Raw genomic sequence first — 20254 nt, forward strand, 5'->3', positions numbered from 1 at the left:
TCCCAGGGGATGGGCATGCCGGGATCGGTCAACAACGGCTTCACCGCCGGCCACACCCAAGCCGCGCCGCTGTCGTTGCAGATGGCCGTGGTGGTGCTGACCCTGGTGCCCATCCTGATGGTCTACCCGTTCATGCAGAAGCACTTCAGGACCGGTGTGCTCACCGGCGCGGTCAAGGGCTGACCGGCATGGCGACACTGGCCCAGGTGGCCCAGGTTGCGGGCGTCTCGCCGAGCACGGTGAGCTATGTGCTCAGCGGCAAGCGGGCGATCTCCGCACCTACCCGGGAACGGGTGCAGCAGGCGATCGAGGCGCTGGGCTACCACCCCAACGCCGGCGCCAGAGCGCTCGCGGGCAAACGTTCGCAGATCATCGCCCTGGTGGTGCCGCTGCGCACCGACGTCTACGTCCCGGTCATGATGGAGATCGCCCTCGCGGTCACCACGGCAGCGCGCCGACACGGCTACGACGTCCTGCTGCTCACCAATGACGAGGGCCCGGACGGGCTGCGCCGGGTGGTCGGGAGCGGACTTGCCGAGGGCGTGATCCTGATGGACGTCCAGCTCGACGACCCGCGCATCGCCGTCCTGCAGCGGACCGGCACCAGGGCCGCGCTGATCGGTCTGCCGGCCGACCCGAGCGGACTGGTCTGCGTGGACCACGACTTCGCCCGTGCCGGAGCACTCTGCGCCGAACACCTGGCCGAACTCGGACACCGGGACGTCGCCTTCATCGGCTGTGCCCCGGCCGTCTACCGGCGCCACACCGGCTACGCGGAGCGGACGATCGCGGGGTTCCAGGAGGCTGCCCGCGACAGCGGGTTGCGGGTGGTGCACCGCCCCTGCGAAGGGACGTTCGAGGCCACCGCGGGAGCGTTCGCCGGCATCCTCGCCGATGTCCCGGAGACCACCGGCTTCGTGGTGCAGAACGAGGGCTGCATCGGTCCGCTGCTGTCATTGCTGCGAGCCTCGGGCCGCGCCGTCCCCGAGGACGCCTCCGTGGTGGCGCTGTGCCCGGAGCAGCTCGCCGAACAGCACGAGCCCCGGCTCACCGCGGTCACCGGTCCGGCCAGGGAGCTCGGCGACCGCGCCGCTGAGCTGTTGATGTCCCAGCTCCACGGTCGGGGCGGCGAAGAGGTCGCGCTGCTGCGGCCCGTGCTCACGGCGCGGGGCAGCTCGGGCCCCGCAAAGGGGCCGAGACCCCGATGAGTGAAGAACAACGACTATCCAGTAAGGCGGTCATGGAGATGGCACTGCTCAACTCGGTACAGATGGCGCGGTTCGTGGCGCGCGGCTCGCTGCGCCTGGACGCGGTGGTCGCCGCGGACCTCAACGCCGAGGCGATGAAGACCGCGGCACTGGGACCGCACGTCCCGCACGGGACCCCGTTGTCGAAGGCCTACCCGGAGGAGTCCCTGGCCGGGAAGCTGCTGCGGGTGCCGGAGGTGGCCGGGGCGTTGCGCAGCCTGGTCGGTCCCGATCCCACCGTGGACCACGACGCGGTGCACGTCCGCGAGCCGCATGGCGGTTCGGCCCAGTCGCTGCACGCCGACGCGATCATCGACGTCCGTCCGGACGCCTTCGACGTGCAGCTCATGTACTACCCGCAGGAGGTGACGCTGGAGATGGGCGGCACTCTCAGCGTCCCCGGAAGCCATCTGCGACGGGTCAACGAGACGGACACGGGCCGCTACCAGAACCTGCTCGGCCAGGACCGGCTGGTCTGCCCGGCCGGCACGGTGGTCTTCGTGCACCACGGCATCTGGCACGGCGGCCGTCGCAACGAGAGCGATGTGACGCGCTATATGTTCAAGATCCGGTTCAATCCGACGGTCCGTCAGCGACTGCTGTGGGACAGCACGGACCTCGACTCCCCGGAGGTCCTGGCCGCGCTGGGTGAGACCTTCCCCTGGTACGAGCAGGCCACCGCCCGCCTGGAGCTCTACAACCGGGCCCTGTTGTGGCGGGAGCTCACCGGCGACGAAGACTTCGACCTCGACTACTGGGTGACCAGGGTCGCGAACCGCCCCCAGGAGGCAGCGGTATGAGCACCGACAGCCCGATCGTCCGGACGGTTCCGCCCGTTCCGACGCAGCGTCAGGAGGTGCTGGTGCTGTTCCTCTCGGACTCCTCCCTCGACTCCCGCGTCGTCGGCTGGTCGCGCTACGACGGCACCGGCGAGACCTCTCCGACCACCGGCGACAGCGACGTACCCCCCTACGGAACCGGGACGGAGGCGTTGCTGGACGGCTGGCGGCTGTTCCAGGCGTCGCAACTGCTGCCGCCCCACCCGGGCCATGAGTACGACGTCTCCTTCCTCAAGCACGAGTTCATGTTCGAGAAGATCGTGCAGGTAGCCGGCTAGCAACCGGATGCGACCCCCGTATCCGTCCCACACACCCGCGCCCCACCACACCCCGCCTGGAGCAGACCCATGCCGTTGACAGACTTCGGACTCGAGGAACTCGTCGGGTACCGGCCTCAGTCGGCCGCACCCGACGACTTCGACCTGTTCTGGGAGCGCACGCTCGCCGAGTCACGGGCCCGGGCCGGAGAGGTCCGGGTGCGGCGGGTGACCGAGCAGTTCCGGCTGCGGACCGTCGAAGTGGACGACGTCCGGTTCCCCGGCTGGAACGGCGAACCGGTGGCCGCGTGGCTGCTGCGCCCGCGCGGGGCGGAGGGCCCGCTGCCGGTCGTCGTCACCTACCTCGGCTACAGCGCCGGCCGGGGACTGCCGACCGAGCACCTCTTCTGGCCGTCAGTGGGCTACGCCCAACTGGTCGTCGACAGCCGCGGCCAGGGCCGCGACACCCCGGACCCGGGGGCGGGCGCCGGTGAAGGCACGCAGTGGGTCGAGGGTCTGATGACCCGCGGTATCGATGCGCCCGGGACGTACTACTACCGGCGGCTGATCACCGACTGCGCCTTGGCCGTGGACGCGGTGGCGGAGCTCCCCGGGATCGACCCGGCCAGGATCGTCCTGGCCGGCGGCAGCCAGGGCGGCGGGCTGACCCTGGCCGCGGCGGGTCTGTGCGGGGACCGCGTCGCGGCGGCCATGCCCGATGTGCCCTTCCTGTGCCACTACCGCAGCGCCGTCCGGACCAGCGTCGAGGGTCCCTACCTGGAGATCGTCAACTACCTGCGCTGGCACAGCCGGCACCGGGTCGAGCAGACCTTTGCCACCCTGGACTACTTCGACGGTGTCCACTTCGCCCAGCGCGCCACCGCACCGGCCCTGTTCAGCGTCGGCCTGATGGACCCGGTCTGCCCGCCGTCCACGGTCTACGCCGCGTACAACCACTACGCCGGCGAGGTCCATGGCATGACCGTCTGGCCGTTCGGCGACCATGGCGGCGGCTACGGATCCAACCCGCCCGCACAACTGGAGTGGCTGGACGGTCTCGGGTTGACTCCCAAGCCCTGACCTCGAAGCCCCGACCTCGAAGCCGAAGCAACCGCCAACGTGAGGAACCTGCCTTGAAGTTCACCGATGGCCACTGGCTGATGCGTCCCGGCTGCATCGCGCGCTACGCCACCGGGGTCGCGGACGTCCGCGCGGAGGAGCACCGGATGACGCTCTACGCTCCGGTGAAGCAGGTCCGCGGCCGCGGTGACACCCTGAACAGCCCGCTGTTGACCGTCGAGTGCTGGTCCCCGGCCGAGGGTGTGATCGGCGTGCGGACCACCCACCACGCCGGATCCGTACGGCGCGGGCCGGACTTCGCCATGCCGGGCGTGCAGGAGGAGGCCGGCAAAGTGCACCGCGACGGCGAGGTCCTGGAGCTCAGCTCCGGCGAACTGACCCTGCGGGTGGACGCCTCCCAACCCTGGCTGCTGGAGTTCACCGCCGAAGGGCGGGTGCTGACCACCGTGGGCGAGCGCGGTACCGGCTTCGTCACCGATGCCGAGGGCCGCCACCACATGCTCACCCAGCACGCGCTGGGCGTGGGGGAGCTGGTGTACGGGCTCGGCGAACGCTTCACCCCGTTCGTCCGCAACGGCCAGACCGTGGACATCTGGCAGGCCGACGGCGGCACCAGCAGCGAGCTGGCCTACAAGAACATTCCGTTCCACCTGACCAACCAGGGCTACGGCGTCTTCGTCAACCACCCCGGCAAGGTCAGCTACGAGATCGGCTCCGAGGCCGTGGGCCAGGTCCAGTTCAGCGTCGAGGACCAGTCGCTGGAGTACTTCGTCGTCCACGGTCCCACACCGAAGCAGATCCTGACGCGCTACACCGCACTGACCGGACGCCCGGCCCTGCCCCCGGCCTGGGCGCTGGGCCTGTGGCTGACGACCTCCTTCACCACCGACTACGACGAGGCCACCGTCAACCGCTTCGTCGACGGCATGGCCAAACGCGGAATCCCGCTCAGCGTCTTCCACTTCGACTGCTTCTGGATGCGCGAGTACCAGTGGTCCGACTTCACCTGGGACGCCGACACCTTCCCCGACCCGGACGGGATGCTGTCCCGGCTCAAGGAACGGGGTCTGCGCGTCTGCACCTGGATCAACCCCTACATCGCGCAGAAGTCGCACCTGTTCGAGGAGGGCCTGCGTGAGGGCTACCTGGTGCGCCGGGCCGACGGCAGCGTCTGGCAGTGGGACCTGTGGCAGCCCGGCATGGCGCTGGTGGACTTCACCGACCCCGCCGCACGCGACTGGTACCTCGGCCACCTGCGCGTCCTGCTCGACCAGGGCGTGGCCTGCTTCAAGACCGACTTCGGCGAACGCATCCCCACCGACGTGGTCTGGCACGACGGTTCCGATCCGGAACGGATGCACAACTACTACACCCACCTCTACAACCAGGCCGTCTTCGAGCTGCTGCGCCAGGAGCGCGGCGAGGGCGAGGCGATGCTGTTCGCCCGCTCCGCCACGGCCGGCGGCCAGCAGTACCCGGTGCACTGGGGTGGTGACTGCGAATCGCACGCCAACGCCATGGCCGAGTCACTGCGCGGCGGCCTCTCCCTGGGCCTGTCCGGGTTCGGGTTCTGGAGCCACGACATCGGCGGCTTCGAGGGCACCCCCACCCCCACCGTCTTCAAGCGGTGGGTCCAGTTCGGCCTGCTCTCCTCGCACAGCCGCCTGCACGGCAGCAAGTCCTATCGCGTCCCCTGGGACTACGGCGAAGAGGCCGTCGCGGTCACCCGCGAGTTCACCCTGCTCAAGCACCGACTCGCCCCCTACCTCCAGTCGGCGGCCCAGCAGGCGCACACCACCGGAGTTCCGGTGATGCGCGCCATGGTCCTGGAATTCCCCGACGACCCCGCGGCGGCGACCCTGGACCGCCAGTACCTGCTCGGCGACGACCTGCTGGTCGCGCCGGTCTTCATCGAGGACGGCACCGTCGACTACTACGTCCCAGCGGGCGTCTGGACCAACATCCTGACCGGCGACCAGGTCACCGGACCGCGCTGGGTGCGCGAACAGCACGGCTTCCACACCCTGCCGCTGCTCGCCCGCCCCGACGCGGTGATCCCCTTCGCCGCCGACGACCAGCGCCCCGTCTCGGCCTGGGCCGACGGTGTGGAACTGCGCGTCCACGCCTTCGCTGACGGCGCCGAGCGCACGGTGGTGATCCCGGAAGCGATCGGCCTGGGGGAGTCCGCCCGCTTCCACTTCCACCGCACCGGCGACCGGATCCAGGTCACCACCGACAGCCGCCTCCCCTGGAGTGTGCGCATCGGCGGACCCGACGGTGTCCTCCACGCCAACCCCGCCGGCACCAACCGGGTCGACCTGCCCTGTCCGGCCTCCACCGGCCACTGAACCCCTGGCTGACGTGCCGTCACCCACCACACTCGGCGAGAGGACCACACAGTGTCATCCCAGCACGACACCGGCAGCACCTTCACCAACCCGGTGATTCCAGGCTTCCATCCCGACCCCAGTGTCTGCCGGGTGGGCGAGGACTATTACCTGGCCTGCTCCAGCTTCGAGTACTTCCCCGGCGTGCCGATCTTCCACAGCCGCGACCTGGTCAACTGGACCCAGATCGGCAACGTCCTGGACCGGCCGAGCCAACTCCGGATACCCTCCGACACACCCCCGTCCGCCGGGATCTACGCACCCACGCTGCGCCACCACGGCGGCCGGTTCTGGCTGGTCGTCACCAATGTGGCGGCCGGCGAGGGAAACCTGCTCTTCAGCAGCGTCGATCCGGCCGGCCCGTGGTCCGACCCGGTTCGACTGCCCGGAGTGCACGGCATCGACCCGGACCTCGCCTGGGACGAGGACGGCACCTGCTGGTGCACGGTCGCCGGTGTCTCCCAGTTCCGCATCGACCCCGAGACCGGGGAGACCCTCGGCCCGGCGCAACCGGTGTGGTCCGGCACCCCCGGTGCCCTGGCCCCCGAGGCCCCACACCTGTACCACATCGGCGAGTACTGGTACCTGCTGATCGCCGAGGGCGGCACCGAACGCGGCCACGGCGTCTCCATCGGACGAGGCCGCACGCCCAACGGGCCTTTCGAACCCTGCCCGGCCAACCCGATCCTGACCCACCGCAGCACCCACAAGCCGATCCAGAACACCGGCCACGCGGACCTGGTGCAGGCACCCGACGGCTCGTGGCAGCTGGTGCTGCTGGGCGTGCGACCGGGCGGCGGCACCCCCGGCTGGCACGTGCTCGGCCGGGAGACCTTTCTGGTGCCGGTCACCTGGGTGGACGACTGGCCCGTGGTCGGCGAGCTCAGCCCCGAGATGCCGGCACCCGCGTGGCCGCTCCGGCCGGTGCCGGCCACTCCGGTCAGGGACGACTTCGACGAAGCCGAACTGCGACCCCTCTGGGTCTCGCTGCGCCGGCGCCCGACCGAACTGTGCGGCACCAAGGAGCGCGCCGGCTGGCTGACCCTTCACGCCGATCCCTCCGCCGACACCCTGGACCACCCCGACCTGGTCTTCGTCGGCCGACGCCAGCAGCACCTGTCCTGCGGTGTGCGCACTCTGGTCGACTGCTCGGGAGGCCGCGGGGGCCTCGCTGTGCGACTCGACGACAGGCACCACTACGAGATCGAGGCGGGCGACGGCCGGATCAAGGTCTTCGCCCGCATCGGTCCGCTGCGCACCAAGGTCGCCTCCCGACCCGTGCCCCCCGGGCCGGTGGTCCTCGGGATCGAGATCGCACCGCAGCCCAGCGGGGACGCACGCACCGGTCCCGACCACCTCTCCTTCGGTGTCGAAGAGCAGGGCGGGGGCTTCACAGTGCTCGCCACCCTTGACGGCCGCTACCTCTCCACCGAGGTGGCCGGCGGTTTCACCGGGCGGGTCATCGGCATGTACGCAGCCGCCGGGACCGTCCAGTTCGACTGGTGCGACTACCAGCCGCGCTGACGCACAGCACAGTCGCACGCGCACCCAGCTGTCCACCCGCAAGGAAAGGGACGTCATGAAGTTCCACACGCAGCACGGCCGGCCCCGCAGGGCCTGGTCCGGCCTGGTCACCGGGGTGATCCTGCTCCTGCTGGCCCAGGTCGCGATCGGCGGTGCCGCCTCCGCCGCCACCAGCGCCCCGACCTCCACCAGCGCCCCGACCTCCACCACCGGCATCCCGGTGATCCACAACGTCGCGATGGACACCGTCGCCGCGATGCAGCCCAGCTGGAACCTCGGCAACAGCCTGGACGCCATCACCACCGAGACGTCCTGGGGCAACCCGCTCACCACCAAGGCCATGATCGACTTCATCAAGTCGCAGGGCTTCCACAGCATCCGCATCCCCGTCACCTGGTCCAACGGGCAGTCGGCGACCGCCCCCTACGCCATCGACCCGACCCTGATGGCCAGGGTCAAGCAGGTGGTCGACTGGGCGCTGGCCGACGGCTTGTATGTGGATCTGAACGTCCACCACGACTCCTGGCAGTGGGTGGCCGACATGACCACCCAGCACGACGCAGTGCTGGCGCGCTTCAACGCGACCTGGACGCAGATCGCCGCGGAGTTCCGCAACGAGCCCAAGAAGCTGCTGTTCGAGGCCATCAACGAACCCGTCTTCAACAAGGCCACCGACGCCCAGAAGCTGCAGATGCTGAACGAGCTGCAGGCCTCCTTCCACACCATCGTGCGCGACTCCGGCGGCAGGAACGCCACCCGGATGCTGCTGATGATGACCCCCGGCGGCAGCGGGGACCAGAGCTACCTGGACAACCTGGCCGCCCAGATCAAGTCCATGAACGACCCCGACCTCGCCGCGACCGTCCACTACTACGGCTACTGGCCGTTCAGCGTGAACATCGCCGGCAGCCCCACCTTCGACGCCGTCTCCCAGAAGGACCTCACCGACAGTTTCGCCCGGTTCGCCGCCGTCTTCACCTCCAAGGGCATCCCGGTCTACCTCGGGGAGTACGGCCTGCTCAGCGAGCCCGGTTCGGGAACCGTTGAGCGCGGCGAGATGCTGAAGTACTACCAGATGGTCGCCGACCAGGCCCGCGCCGCCCACGTGACCACCGCGCTCTGGGACGACGGCAGCTACCTGAACCGCAACACCCTCCAGTGGCGCGACCCGGCGCTGTTCGCCTGGATCAAGGCGAGCTACACCACCTACTCGGGGACCGTCTCGACCGACCAGGTCTTCGTCCCCAAGTCCGGGACCGCCACCGCCCGGACGCTCACGCTCAACCTCAACGGGACCAGGTTCGGCAGTCTCTGGAACGGCAGCACCAAGCTCGTCAAGGGCCGCGACTACGCCGAATCCGGTGACCAGCTCACCCTGACCGCGGCGCTGCTCGCCAGGCTGACCGGCTCCAAGGCGTACGGCGTGGACGCCACGCTCCAGGTCCGCTTCTCCAAGGGCATCCCCTGGCAGATCAACGTGCTCACGAGTGACACGCCGGTGCTCTCCGACGCCACCGCCACGATCGACTCGACCAGCGTCTTCACCATCCCCACCCGGTTCAACGGCGACCGGCTGGCCACCATGGAGGGCGCCTACGCGGACGGCACCGGTGCCGGCTCGGCCTCCTGGACCACCTACCAGGCGTTCAACTCCGACTTCGCCCCTGACTACGCGAACAACGCCCTCAAGCTGAACCCGGTCTTCCTGGCCGCGCTCAAGGACGGCGTCCCGGCCACCCTCACCTTCCACTTCTGGAGCGGAGCCCTGGTCACCTACCACGTGATCAAGAACGGCAGTACGGTCACCGGCACGACGGGAACCAGCACCACCTCCTGACCAGCCGGTCCCGCGTGGGAGCCCGAGCTACGGGCGCCGGCCAGGATGTGTTCCTGGCCGGCACCCTTCGGGCTTCAGCCCTTCACGGCGCCGGTGAGGCCGCCGACGATCCGTCTCTCGAAGGCCGAGAAGAAGACCAGTGCGGGCAGCATGGCGAGCGAGGTGAACGCGAGGACCTTCGCGGTGTCGGAGGAGTACTGCGAGGAGAACGCCTGGACGCCGAGCGGCAGGGTGAAGTCCGCCTGCGAGTTGAGGATGTACAGGGGCAGGACGTAGTTGTTCCAGCTGCCGATGAACGCGAGGATGCCGACGGTGACTACGCCGGGCAGCGACAGCGGGACCACCATGCGGAAGAAGAACCCGAGCCGGCTCGCCCCGTCGATCGCGGCGGCCTCCTCGATCTCATTGGGAATCGCCCGTAGGAACGGCACCAGGATGATGACCGTCGTCGGTAGGCCGAAGGCGATCTCAGGGACGATCACGCCGAACAGGTTGTCGACGAGGCCGAGGTCCTTGACGACGATGTACAGCGGGGTGATCGCGATGACCATCGGGAACATCAGGCCTGCGGCGAACAGGGAGTACATCGCGCCCTTCAGCCTGAAGTCGTAGCGCGCCAGCACGAAGCTCACCATCAGGCCGAGGACGACGATGCCGACGGTGCTCACGAGCGCGACGATGACGGAGTTGGCGAACTCTCCCCAGAACGTCACCGACTTCAGGACGCTGATGTAGTTGGTGAGCACCCAGGGGTGCGGCAGCGCGGCCGGACTGGTGGTGATCTGAGCATTGGTGCGGAATCCGCCGAGCACGATGTAGAGAACCGGTGCGATGCAAGCCGCGATGAACAGCAGCCCGACGACGTAGGTGAGAGGGCTTCCCCACTTCTGGGGCTCGCCGCGACGGCCGACAGGCGCGTCGGGCCCGGCCGTGGAGGAGAACCAGGAGCCTGCGGTCGACGCACTCATCGGACGCCTCCTTCGGTGACGGCGCCCCTGAGGTCACGGCGCAGGACGAAGCGCTGGTAGAGCAGCGCGACGATGAGCGAGATCAGGAACATCACGACCGCGACGGCGCTGCCGTAGCCGTAGTTGCCGGCGCTGCGGCCCTGCGCGACCATGTAGATCGCCATGGTCGAGGTGCCCGCGGTGCCCGAGACGTACTGCCCCCAGATGATGTAGACCAGATCGAACAACTGAAGCGAGCCGATGATCGACAGGAATGCCCAGATGCGGATCGTGGGCCCCAGCAGCGGCAGCGTGATGCGGCGCTGGATCTGCCAGTAGGAGGCGCCGTCGATCTGCGCGGCCTCTGAGAGCTCCTCGGGGATCGACTGCAGGCCGGCGAGCATCAGGATCACCGCGAAGCCGATGTACTTCCACGAGATGATGGCCATCAGCGCCCAGATGGCCAGCTTCGGGTCGGAGAGCCACTGGGCCTGCAGGAAGCCCAGGCCCAGGTGCTGCAGCAGGTCGTTGACGGCGCCGTTGCTCTGGAGCATCAGGCTCCAGCCGGTGCCGACGATGACCTCGGAGATGACATAGGGAACGAAGATCATGACGCGGATGAAGGAGCGGCCGCGGATCTTCTGGTTGAGCAGGAGTGCGAGGGTGATGGCGAGCGGACCCTGGACGGCCAGTGAGAGCACCAGGATCAGGCCGTTGTGCCAGAGGACTTGCTGGAACGCCGAGTCGGTGAGGATCAGCTTGTAGTTGTTCAGGCCGACCCAGGCGGTCGGCGCCCCGTAGCCGTGCCACCGGTAGAAGCCGTAGTACGCAGCGAGCGCGACCGGGAAGATCACGAACGCCAGGAACATGATGATCGCGGGGCCGGACAGGACCGCGATCTCGAATCGCATTCTGGCACGACCGCGGCGGCGCGGAGCCGCTCGCGGCGGGGCCGGGGTCGGGGCCGGAGTCGGGGACGCGGACTCGCCCGCGCCCCCGATCCCGGACGCGCCCTTGGACCGGCGGCCGGCGGCCGCGCCAGTACCCAGGGTGTCGCTCATCGTCTGGACACTCAGCCCTTCGCGGCGGCAGCGTCGGTGTCCTTGACGATGTCGGCGGCTGTGCCCTGGCCGGCCATCAGCTTCACGACAGCGGTGTTCATGGCGTTGCCGACGTTCTGGCCGTACTCGGTGTCGAGGAACATCATCGAGTAGGCGGCCTTGTTGAAGGCCTGCAGCGCCGAGACGTTGTAGGGGTCGGTGACCACGTCCTGGGCCTGCTTGTTCACCGGAATGGTGAAGAAGGCCTTGGCGTAGGCCTCCTGCTGGTCCTTGGTCACCAGGAACTCCAGGAAGCCCAGGGCCTCCTTCGGTGCGTTCTTGGACAGCGAGAACCCGTCGAGGCCACCCATGATGGCGCTCGGGTCGCCCTGGCCGCCGGACACGGCCGGGAAGGGGAACCAGCCCAGGTCAGGGAGCTGCTTCTGGTTCGGGGTCAAGCCGGCGATGACACCGGGGTCCCAGTTGCCCATCAGTTCCATGGCCGCCTTGTGGTTCGCGAGCATGCCCGCCGACGACCCGGCGCCCTGTTGCGCCGAGTTCGTCAGGAAGCCCTTCTGGAAGGGGTCGGCCTTCAGGAAGGAGGCCAGGTCGTCGCCGGCCTTGGTCCAGCACGGGTCGGCGAACTTGAGCGCCTTGGCAGCGGTCGTCATGGTGTCATGGCTGCACGCGCGCAGGGCGAAGTTGTAGTACCAGTGCGCAGCCGGCCAGGCGTCCTTGGCGCCGACCGCGATCGGTGCGACCTTGATCGCCTTCAGCTTTGCGACATCGGCCTCGAGCTCGTCCATCGTCGTCGGCGTCGAGGCGATGCCGGCCTGCTGGAACAGGTCCTTGCTGTAGTAGATGCCCTCGGGCTGCGTGTCGACCGGCATCGCGTAGACCTTGCCGTCGATCGAATAGCCCGCGACTGCCGCCGAGCCCGCGTTCGCCTGGTCGGTGGCGGTCAGGTTCAACTGCTGGACCTGGCCGGCGTCGACCATCGCCTGCATCTTGCCGCCGCCGCGCTGCAGGAAGATGTCGGGTGCGGAACTCGAGTTGAGCGCGGTCTGCAACTTGCCGTCGAAGTCCTCGTTCTGGACTTCCTGGATGTTGATCGTGACGTCGGGGTGCAGCGAGTGGTACTGCTTCACGGCAGTCTTCCAGTACTCCGCACCGGGCCCTGGTGTCGCGTTCTCCCAGAAGGTCAATGTGACCTTGCCGTCGGACGGGCCGCTGCTGCCGGTGCTGCTGCCGCCGGCACAGCCCGTGGCCGCCAGTGCGATACAGAAGCCGATCGCGGCAGCCGTTGCGATGCGGGTGTTCCTGGGCATGGAAGCTCCCTGATCTGTCGTCAATGTCTGAATCAACGGGCCTGGTTGGTGCGGCGTGGTGGCCGTGTCACGAGCCCGGACCTTGCAGAGGTCCGTTACGGCAACGTTTCGGTAGCTGGAGAGTATGGGCCCGGCTTCGAGGGGCAGTCAATGATGAATTTCCGAAAGTTCATCGAAACTTATGCGAGGGACTGGCCGGGTGGCTGTCGAAGCATCCTCGGGCCCGTCCGGACCGAACTGCAGTCGCTTGATCTATTTTTCAGGCGTCTTTGACGCCTCGTGAGTTTCGGGCTCACGGTTCGGATTGCAGAGTGCCGCGGCTTTCATCCCCGGCGCAACGGCGGTGCAGCGGTCGGAGGACGCCGAAGGTTTCGAAACAGCAGTCGAAACTGTTGACAGCTGGCAGGGGCAGATCAAAGCTGTTCACGACCTGCCAGCCCCACGTGGACAAGGAGCGAGGACGCACATGAGCCATCACCCACCCAACCTGTCGAAGGGCCGTCGACGCGGCCGCTGGGCACCGCACCTCAGCACCGTCTGCGCCATCGTCATGGCCGTCCTGGCCACGATGTTCGTGCCCGGCACCGCCAATGCCGACACCGTCATCACCTCGAGCCAGACCGGCACCAACAACGGCTACTACTACTCGTTCTGGACCGACGGCGGCGGGTCGGTCTCGATGGACCTCGGGTCCGCGGGGGCCTACAGCACCTCATGGAGCAATGTCGGCAACTTCGTCGCCGGCAAGGGCTGGAGCACCGGCGGGCGCCAGACCGTCGACTACTCGGGCAGCTTCAACCCGTCCGGCAATGCGTACCTGTCGCTCTACGGGTGGACCACGAGTCCGCTGGTGGAGTACTACATCGTCGACAACTACGGCACCTACCGGCCGACCGGGACGTACAAGGGAACCGTCACCAGCGACGGCGGCACCTACGACATCTATGAGACGACGCGCACCAACGCCCCGTCCATCATCGGCACAGCGACCTTCAACCAGTACTGGGCGGTCCGGCAGTCCAGGCGCACCGGCGGCACCATCACCACGGGCAACTTCTTCGACGCCTGGGCGAGCCACGGCATGAACCTGGGCAGCTTCAACTACATGATCATGGCCACCGAGGGATACCAGAGCAGTGGCAATTCCAGCATCACGGTGGGTTCCACCAGCAGCGGGGGCGGAGGTGGAGGCGGCGGAGGCGGCAGCACCGGTTGCACCGCGACTCTCTCGGCCGGTAGCCAGTGGAGCGACCGCTACAACCTCAATGTCGCGGTCACCGGCTCCAGCAACTGGACCGTGACCATGAACGTCCCGGCGCCCGAGAAGGTGCTCGCCAGTTGGAACGTCAGTGCCAGCTACCCAAGTTCTCAGGTGCTCGTCGCCAAACCCAACGGCAACGGCAACAACTGGGGCGTCACACTGCAGACCAACGGCACCTGGACCTGGCCCACCGTCAGTTGCAGTTCGGGCTGAACCCGGCGGTCCACGGAACACGGTCCGCGGAAGAGGGGCCACCGAACACGGCCCGATGACCAGCGGCGGCAGCCCGCACCCTCCGGGGGCGCGGGCTGCCTTGGCGGCTCTGCGTTCGACATCCGCGACACCGTCCCCTTCGCCGATCGCTCCGGGGAGGCTCCGGTCTCCTGCGGATGCGCGTCCGGTCAGTCGGCGGGGGTGGCGGTGTACTCCTGGTCGGTGACCGGGGTCAGCCAGTGGACGACGTCGTGATCGGCGTCGCCCTCGTTGACGGCCAGGTGGACCATCAGCCGGTCGGGCGCGGCGCCGTGCCAGTGCTCTTCGTCGGCCTCGAACAGCACGCGGTCGCCGGGGCGGATCACCTGTACCGGTCCGCCGCGGCGCTGGCACAGGCCGACGCCCTCGGTGACGAAGACGGTCTGGCCCAGCGGGTGGCGGTGCCAGTGGGTGCGCGCGCCGGGCATGAAGTGCACCAGGTTGGCGGTGACGCGGGAGGGGGCGGGGGCTGCGGCCACGGCGTCGATGTAGACGTCTCCGGTGAACCAGTCGGCCGGGCCCTTGGCGGTGGCGACGGAACTGCGGGTGATCTGCACGGTCGTTCCTCTGTTGCGGTGCGGAGTGGTGCGACGGGGGTTCGGAGAGAGGTCAGGGCCTGAGGAGGGTCTTGACGGCGCGGCGCTCGTCCATGGCCCGGTAGCCCTCGGCGACGTCGGCGAGCGGCAGGGCGAGGTCGAAGACCTTGCCCGGGTCGATGCGGCCGGAGAGCACACGCTCGATGAGGTCGGGCAGGTAGCGGCGGACCGGGGCGGGGCCTCCGCGCAGGCCGACGTGGGAGAAGAACAGCTCCACGCCGTCCACGGACACCTCGTGCGGGACGCCGACGAAGCCGACGTTGCCGCCGGGGCGGGCCGAGTGCAGGGCCTGGCTCATGGCCTGGGGGGTGCCCACGCACTCCAGCACGCTGTCCGCGCCGATGCCGCCGGTCAGCTCCTTGATCCGGGCCACGCCTTCCTCGCCGCGCTCGGTGACGATGTCGGTGGCGCCGAACTCCAGCGCCAGCTTCTGCCGCGACTCGTGCCGGCTCATGGCGACGATCCGCTCCGCGCCCCGTTCCTTGGCCGCGATCACGCCGCACAGTCCGACCGCGCCGTCGCCGACCACCACGACCGTGGAGCCGGGCTTGACCTCGGCGGCGTCGGCGGCCCACCAGCCGGTGCCCATCACGTCGGAGACCGCCAGCAGACCGGGCCAGTACTGCTCGTCCGGTACCTCGTCGGTGGCGACCAGGGTGCCCTGGGCGTTGGGGATGCGCACGTAGTCGGCCTGGCAGGTGCTCATGAACTCGCGGTGCAGGCAGTTGGACTGGAAGCCGTTGCGGCAGTTGGCGCAGGTGTTGTCCGAGGTGGCGAACGAGCCGACGACGAACTGCCCCGGCCTGACGGAGGTGACCTCGCTGCCTACCTCCTCGACGACGCCGACGTACTCGTGCCCCATCGGGTGCGGGTCGCCGATCGGCTCCAGGCCGCGCCACGCCCACAGGTCGGAACCGCACACGCAGGTGGCGGCCGTCCGGATGACCGCGTCAGTCGGGTGGAGGATCTTCGGGTCCTCCAGGGTCTCGAACCGGACGTCGCCGGGACCGTAGATCACTGCTCCACGCATCAGGAGCTCCTTTACGTGCCGAGGGGGCGCACTGCCGACAGGTGGGGGCAGCACGCCGACGTGCGATTGCAGGCCCGATCCGCACGGCCGCGGCCGGCGGGGACCTGAGGCAGGCCTCCGTGGCCGCGTGCGCGGCCGAAGGAGGAGCACCACGTCATCCAGATAACCCGCTTCTTCCGGGAGCAGCCAGTTACCAGTGAGGGGTGTACCGGCAGTGCATCGCTACGGCCGGGCGCGGGACGTACCGTCGAGGTGTGGACAATCAGCATGAGGTCCGCGAGTTCCTCAGCTCGCGGCGCGCCAGGATCACCCCGGAGCAGGCGGGACTGCCGTCCGGCAGCCGCCGGCGCGTGCCCGGGCTGCGCCGCAGCGAGGTGGCCGCGCTCGCCGACATGAGCGTGGAGTACTACGCCAAGCTGGAGCGCGGCAGCCTGGCCGGCGTCTCCCCGGCGGTCCTGGAAGCAGTCGCCCGCGCCCTTCAGCTCGACGACGCCGAGCGCGCCCATCTGCTCCATCTGGCCCAAGCCGCCGACGGCTCCGACGCCCTGACCCGCCCCCGCCGCCGTGCCACCCGGCAGTGGACCCCGCATCCCAGCCTGCTGTGGACCCTGGACGCGATCACCGCCGGCCCGGCCTTCGTCCGCAACGGCCGCATGGACCTGCTGGCCGTCAACCAGCTCGCCCGCGCCTTCTACAGCGGCGTGTACGCCGCACCCGGCAACCAGGCCAACCTTGCCCGCTTCATCTTCCTGGACCCCGCCGCCCGGCGCTTCTACCCGGAGTGGGACCAGGGGGCCGACATCACAGTCGCCATCCTGCGTACCGAAGCCGGGCGCAATCCGCACGACAAGGACCTGCACGACCTCGTCGGCGAGCTCTCCACCCGCAGCGACGAGTTCCGCACGCGCTGGGGAGCCCACAACGTCCGCCACCACGGCACCGGCACCAAGCGCTACACCCACCAGGTCGTGGGCGAGCTCACCCTCGCCTACGAAGGCCTGGAGATGGCCGCGGCACCCGGCCTCACCCTCACCATCTACACCGCCGAACCCGGCTCACCCTCCGAACAGGCCCTCCGCCTGCTCGCCTCCTGGGCCGCCACGGAAGAAGCATCGCCGGCGGCGACGTAACGGGCCCTCAGTGGCTGGAGCCCTCGGTGGCGACTTCGGTACGGTCGCCGGACCACAGGGTGTGGAAGATGCCGTCCTTGTCCACGCGGTGGTAGGTGTGCGCGCCGAAGAAGTCCCGCTGGGCCTGGACGAGTGCGGCGGGCAGCCGCTTGACGGACAGTGAGTCGAAGTAGCTGAGCGCGGAGCTGAACCCGGGGACCGGGACCCCGGAGAGCGCCGCCGTGGCCACGACGCGGCGCCAGGCGGACTCGCCGTCGGCGACGGCCTGGGCGAAGTAGGGCGCTTCGAGCAGGGTTGCGATGTCCGGGTTCTCGTCGTAGGCGTCGGCGATGCGGTTCAGGAACTGGGCGCGGATGATGCAGCCGCCGCGCCAGATCTTGGCGATGCGGTCCTTGTGGATGTTCCAGCCGTACTTCTCCGCACCGGCGATGATGGCGTCGAAGCCCTGGGCGTAGGCCACGACCTTGGAGGCGTAGAGGGCCTTGGCGACGTCGTCGGCGAAGGCGGCGTCGGTCTTCTGCACGTCCGGCCGTGACGTGACGACCCGCTGTACGGCCGCGCGCTGCGCGGGCTTGGAGGAGACGGCGCGGGCGAACACGGCTTCGGCGATGCCGCCGACCGGGACGCCGAGGTCGAGGGCGTTCTGCACGGTCCACACGCCGGTGCCCTTGGAGCCGGCGTGGTCGAGCACGATGTCGACGAACGGTGCGCCGGTGGCGGCGTCGGTGTGGCGCAGCACCTCCGCGGTGATCTCGATGAGATAGGACTCGAGCGGGCCCTTGTTCCAGGCGGTGAAGACGTCGGCGATCGCTGCCGGTTCGTGGCCGCCGACGGTGCGCAGCAGGTCGTACGCCTCGGCGATCAGCTGCATGTCGGCGTACTCGATGCCGTTGTGGATCATCTTCACGAAGTGTCCGGCGCCGTCGGTGCCGACATGGGTGACGCAGGGTTCGTCCTCGGCGACCGCGGCGATGGACGCGAGGATCGGGCCGAGGGTCCGGTAGGACTCCTCGGAGCCGCCGGGCATGATCGACGGGCCGTTGAGCGCGCCCTCCTCGCCGCCGGAGATGCCGGCGCCGACGAAGTGGACGCCGGTGGGGGCGATCCGCTTCTCACGGGCGATGGTGTCCTGGAAGTTGGCGTTGCCGCCGTCGACGATGATGTCCCCGGGCTCGAAGCGTTCGGCGAGCTGGTCGATTACCGCGTCCGTGCCCGCGCCGGCCTGCACCATGATGATCGCGGTGCGCGGCTTCGTCAGTGAGGCGACGAAGTCGTCGATCGACGCGCTCGCGACGAATCCCGCCTCCGGGTGCGCGGTGACCAGTTCTTCGGTACGGGCGTGGGTGCGGTTGTAGACCGCGACGGTGTTTCCCTGGCGGGAGGCGAGATTGCGGGCCAGGTTCGATCCCATCACGGCCAGACCGACGACGCCGATGTTCGCCGCTGCATTGCTGGTGTCCACGGGGGCCTTCCTTGTTCTGACGGCGCTAGCGCGCCGGGCGTCCGGTGCCAGGAACTGCTCACCAAGCTACGTGCGCTCCGGCGACCACGCACGCGCGGAACGGAGGATCCTGCTGTTCTGTCGGGGCCGGCCCGTCCAGCCGGCGCCCGACACAGGCCTTCGATACGAAGCCGAGAGTTCCCTGGTCCTTGGTCAGCCCTTTCCGGTCAGCTGCCAGATCTGGTTCTTCTTGGTGCTCAGTGCGCTCGCGGCGTCGCAGGTCCACTGGTGGATCAGGGCGCCGGGTGCGGTGGAGACGTTGCTGACGTCGACGCACTTTCCGCTGTGGGCGGCGACGAGCTGGTAGTCCTTGCTGTTGCCGAGCGCGGTGACCGGGTTGAGGGTGAACTGCTGATTGGTCTGGCCGTTGCAGGTGTACTGGATGACGGCGGCGCCGTCGGCGGTGGAGGCGCCGGAGACGTCCAGGCACTTGCCGCTGAGCTCGTTGACCACGGTGTAGGTGTCGGTCTTCCCGGCGACCGGCTTGAAGTCGAGCATCTGCTGGTAGCCGCCCTCGCAGTAGTACTGCTGGTACTGGGTGCCGTTGGCGGTGCTGAGGTTGGTGTCGTCCAGGCACTGGCCGCTGTTCTCGCTGACCGCGACCGTGGAGACGGTGGTGTTGGACGGCGGGAGCAGGGTGACGGTGTAGCCGTCCTTGGCGTTGGTGTAGGGGACGGTGACCGAGGCGGCGTTGTTGCTGACGGTCAGGGTCTGGTCGGAGACGGTGACCGGTCCGGTGACGGCGGTGCCGTTGTTGTAAGGGACGCGTTGCAGGACGGCGCGGACCTGGCCGTTCTCGACGACGGAGGTGGTGTTCAGGCCGGTGAGGTTGACGGTGACGTTGCCGGTGTTGCCGCTGGTGCCGAGCAGGATCTTGGCGTTCTTGGCGGTGTTGTCCTTGGTGGCCAGGCCGTCGGTGCCGGTACCGGGGATGAAGTTGACGATGTTTCCGGTCTGCGAGCCGTAGTAGCGGTACATGAACCACTCGCCGAGTGGCAGGTACTGGCCGGCGCTGTTCTTGGTGAGCAGGTTGGCCTCGTCGTCGTGCAGGTTGGTGCCCGACGCCCAGTTGCCGCGCAGGCCGTCGGCGCCGGCCCGCTCCAGGCGGCCGATGAACCAGGCGCCGCCGCCGGGGGACTGCATGGACAAGGTGGCGTACTCGTTGATCTGGTAGGGGCGGGTGTTGGTGAGACCGGCGGCGGCCAGGGTGGAGTTGGCGCGGCCTACATCGGTGACGGGGTCCCCGGGCTCGTCGTGCCAGCTGTAGATGTCGGGGGCGACGTTGTTGGCCTTGACGTAGGCGAGGTAGGTGGTCCACCAGGTGTTGGAGGAGTTGGGCTGCCCGGCGCTGCTGGGACCCACGATCAACTGGCTGGGGAAGGCGGTCCGGACCTTGGCGTAGAACCGGGACCACATCTGCAGGTACTGGCTCTGCGAGCGGCCCCAGAAGTTGGAGCCGTCGGGCTCGTTCCACAGGTCCCATTCGACGGTCATGTTGTTGGCTCTGACGTCACTGATGAGCTGGGTGACGAAGGCGTCGAACTGGGTCCAGTCCCCGTTGTCGCCGGGCCAGCCCTGGCTGGTGGTGCCGTCGGCGCCCCACAGGTCGTGGGGCAGGACGACGAAGGTGCCGCCGAGGGCGGCGGTGCGCTTGTACTGGGCGAGGGTGGAGTTCCAGCGGGTCTGGTAGTCGGCCAGGCTGGTGGCGTAGCCGCCGTTGTTGAGCTGGGCTCCGCCGGCTCGCATGGAGTGCCATTTGATGTCGGTGAAGAAGTGGTCCTGGGGCAGTGAGCCGTCCGGGGTCATCCCGTAGATCATGCCGGAGGCGTGGTAGCTCGGGGCGCCGCCGGCGGTGGCGAAGTCGACGGTCACCGAGGTGTCCGCGGCGTGGGCAGCGGTGCTGGGTGCGACCGCGGTGGCGACGGTGACCAGCAGACCGGCGAAGCCTGCGGCCAGCGTGCGGGGGTGCAGGTGCATGGTGCTCCCTTGGGGTGGGGG

Annotated in this window: 16 protein-coding genes and 1 pseudogene; 10 read left to right on the forward strand and 7 right to left on the reverse strand. The window is 68.9% G+C overall.

Going from position 1 to position 20254, the window contains the following annotated elements; all coding sequences use genetic code 11:
* The 8 genes and pseudogenes from TR46_RS41935 to TR46_RS35910 form a co-directional block, all read left to right on the forward strand.
* Nucleotides 1-183 (forward strand): annotated as a pseudogene (locus tag TR46_RS41935) (carbohydrate ABC transporter permease); the annotation flags it as partial.
* Nucleotides 184-188: 5 nt separating this feature from the next.
* On the forward strand, nt 189-1208 hold the full coding sequence (locus TR46_RS35880) for a LacI family DNA-binding transcriptional regulator (protein WP_042410882.1): 1020 nt from the start codon (nt 189-191) through the stop codon (nt 1206-1208).
* Between the two features lie 32 nt (nt 1209-1240).
* Nucleotides 1241-2047: a phytanoyl-CoA dioxygenase family protein gene (locus tag TR46_RS35885; protein ID WP_152626901.1), complete on the forward strand. Its 807-nt coding sequence runs from the start codon at nt 1241-1243 to the stop codon at nt 2045-2047.
* Nucleotides 2044-2364: a hypothetical protein gene (locus TR46_RS35890; RefSeq protein WP_042410887.1), complete on the forward strand. Its 321-nt coding sequence runs from the start codon at nt 2044-2046 to the stop codon at nt 2362-2364. The genes TR46_RS35885 and TR46_RS35890 overlap by 4 nt, the downstream gene beginning before the upstream one ends.
* A gap of 69 nt (nt 2365-2433) precedes the next feature.
* A complete protein-coding gene (locus tag TR46_RS35895) occupies nt 2434-3423 on the forward strand; it encodes an acetylxylan esterase (RefSeq protein ID WP_042410889.1) in 990 nt (329 codons plus the stop codon).
* A gap of 53 nt (nt 3424-3476) precedes the next feature.
* On the forward strand, nt 3477-5771 hold the full coding sequence (gene yicI / locus TR46_RS35900) for an alpha-xylosidase (RefSeq protein ID WP_042410891.1): 2295 nt from the start codon (nt 3477-3479) through the stop codon (nt 5769-5771).
* 51 nt (nt 5772-5822) lie between these two features.
* Entirely contained in the window at nt 5823-7334 is a 1512-nt protein-coding gene (locus TR46_RS35905; protein WP_042410892.1) for a glycoside hydrolase family 43 protein, read from the forward strand.
* Between the two features lie 55 nt (nt 7335-7389).
* Nucleotides 7390-9171 carry a cellulase family glycosylhydrolase gene (locus TR46_RS35910; RefSeq protein ID WP_042410894.1) on the forward strand — a complete coding sequence of 594 codons (1782 nt, stop codon included), beginning with the start codon at nt 7390-7392 and terminating at the stop codon, nt 9169-9171.
* Nucleotides 9172-9245: 74 nt separating this feature from the next.
* Here TR46_RS35910 and TR46_RS35915 read toward each other — a convergent pair whose 3' ends face one another.
* The 3 genes from TR46_RS35915 to TR46_RS35925 form a co-directional block, all read right to left on the reverse strand.
* Nucleotides 9246-10139, reverse strand: coding sequence for a carbohydrate ABC transporter permease (locus tag TR46_RS35915; protein WP_042410896.1), 894 nt, complete (start codon nt 10137-10139; stop codon nt 9246-9248).
* Nucleotides 10136-11029 (reverse strand): carbohydrate ABC transporter permease, encoded by an 894-nt coding sequence (locus TR46_RS35920; protein ID WP_236655681.1) that lies wholly within the window; start codon nt 11027-11029, stop codon nt 10136-10138. Before TR46_RS35920 ends, TR46_RS35915 begins: the two co-directional genes overlap by 4 nt.
* Nucleotides 11030-11190: 161 nt before the next feature.
* A complete protein-coding gene (locus TR46_RS35925) occupies nt 11191-12486 on the reverse strand; it encodes an extracellular solute-binding protein (protein ID WP_042410900.1) in 1296 nt (431 codons plus the stop codon).
* Between the two features lie 550 nt (nt 12487-13036).
* On the opposite strand from TR46_RS35925, the gene TR46_RS35930 reads away from it, so the two are divergent.
* Nucleotides 13037-13960, forward strand: coding sequence for a glycoside hydrolase family 11 protein (locus tag TR46_RS35930; RefSeq protein WP_152626902.1), 924 nt, complete (start codon nt 13037-13039; stop codon nt 13958-13960).
* Nucleotides 13961-14148: 188 nt separating this feature from the next.
* On the opposite strand, the gene TR46_RS35935 is transcribed toward TR46_RS35930, so the two are convergent.
* On the reverse strand, nt 14149-14556 hold the full coding sequence (locus TR46_RS35935; protein WP_042410904.1) for a (R)-mandelonitrile lyase: 408 nt from the start codon (nt 14554-14556) through the stop codon (nt 14149-14151).
* Between the two features lie 52 nt (nt 14557-14608).
* Entirely contained in the window at nt 14609-15625 is a 1017-nt protein-coding gene (locus TR46_RS35940; protein WP_042410906.1) for a zinc-dependent alcohol dehydrogenase family protein, read from the reverse strand.
* Between the two features lie 254 nt (nt 15626-15879).
* Between TR46_RS35940 and TR46_RS35945 the strand changes: the two genes are divergently transcribed.
* Nucleotides 15880-16755, forward strand: coding sequence for a helix-turn-helix transcriptional regulator (locus TR46_RS35945; protein WP_042410908.1), 876 nt, complete (start codon nt 15880-15882; stop codon nt 16753-16755).
* Nucleotides 16756-16762: 7 nt separating this feature from the next.
* Here TR46_RS35945 and gnd read toward each other — a convergent pair whose 3' ends face one another.
* Complete coding sequence (gene gnd / locus TR46_RS35950; RefSeq protein WP_042410912.1) at nt 16763-18166, reverse strand: NADP-dependent phosphogluconate dehydrogenase; 1404 nt, start codon at nt 18164-18166, stop codon at nt 16763-16765.
* A 243-nt stretch (nt 18167-18409) separates the two neighbouring features.
* Nucleotides 18410-20254: RICIN domain-containing protein (locus TR46_RS35955; RefSeq protein ID WP_439654418.1), on the reverse strand; the 1845-nt coding region annotated here is incomplete at its 5' end.

This window comes from Streptacidiphilus carbonis (assembly GCF_000787775.1).
Taxonomy (GTDB): Bacteria; Actinomycetota; Actinomycetes; order Streptomycetales; family Streptomycetaceae; genus Streptacidiphilus; species Streptacidiphilus carbonis.

Bases quoted from the DNA above. Each gene is read 5' to 3' on its own strand.
- TR46_RS35925 (WP_042410900.1), bottom strand. From the start codon at position 12,486: ATGCCCAGGAACACCCGCATCGCAACGGCTGCCGCGATCGGCTTCTGT.
- TR46_RS35930 (WP_152626902.1), top strand. From the start codon at position 13,037: ATGGCCGTCCTGGCCACGATGTTCGTGCCCGGCACCGCCAATGCCGAC.
- TR46_RS35910 (WP_042410894.1), top strand. From the start codon at position 7,390: ATGAAGTTCCACACGCAGCACGGCCGGCCCCGCAGGGCCTGGTCCGGC.
- TR46_RS35895 (WP_042410889.1), top strand. From the start codon at position 2,434: ATGCCGTTGACAGACTTCGGACTCGAGGAACTCGTCGGGTACCGGCCT.
- TR46_RS35920 (WP_236655681.1), bottom strand. From the start codon at position 11,029: ATGCGATTCGAGATCGCGGTCCTGTCCGGCCCCGCGATCATCATGTTC.
- TR46_RS35915 (WP_042410896.1), bottom strand. From the start codon at position 10,139: ATGAGTGCGTCGACCGCAGGCTCCTGGTTCTCCTCCACGGCCGGGCCC.
- TR46_RS35890 (WP_042410887.1), top strand. From the start codon at position 2,044: ATGAGCACCGACAGCCCGATCGTCCGGACGGTTCCGCCCGTTCCGACG.
- TR46_RS35880 (WP_042410882.1), top strand. From the start codon at position 189: ATGGCGACACTGGCCCAGGTGGCCCAGGTTGCGGGCGTCTCGCCGAGC.
- TR46_RS35940 (WP_042410906.1), bottom strand. From the start codon at position 15,625: ATGCGTGGAGCAGTGATCTACGGTCCCGGCGACGTCCGGTTCGAGACC.
- gnd (WP_042410912.1), bottom strand. From the start codon at position 18,166: ATGGGATCGAACCTGGCCCGCAATCTCGCCTCCCGCCAGGGAAACACC.
- TR46_RS35885 (WP_152626901.1), top strand. From the start codon at position 1,241: ATGGAGATGGCACTGCTCAACTCGGTACAGATGGCGCGGTTCGTGGCG.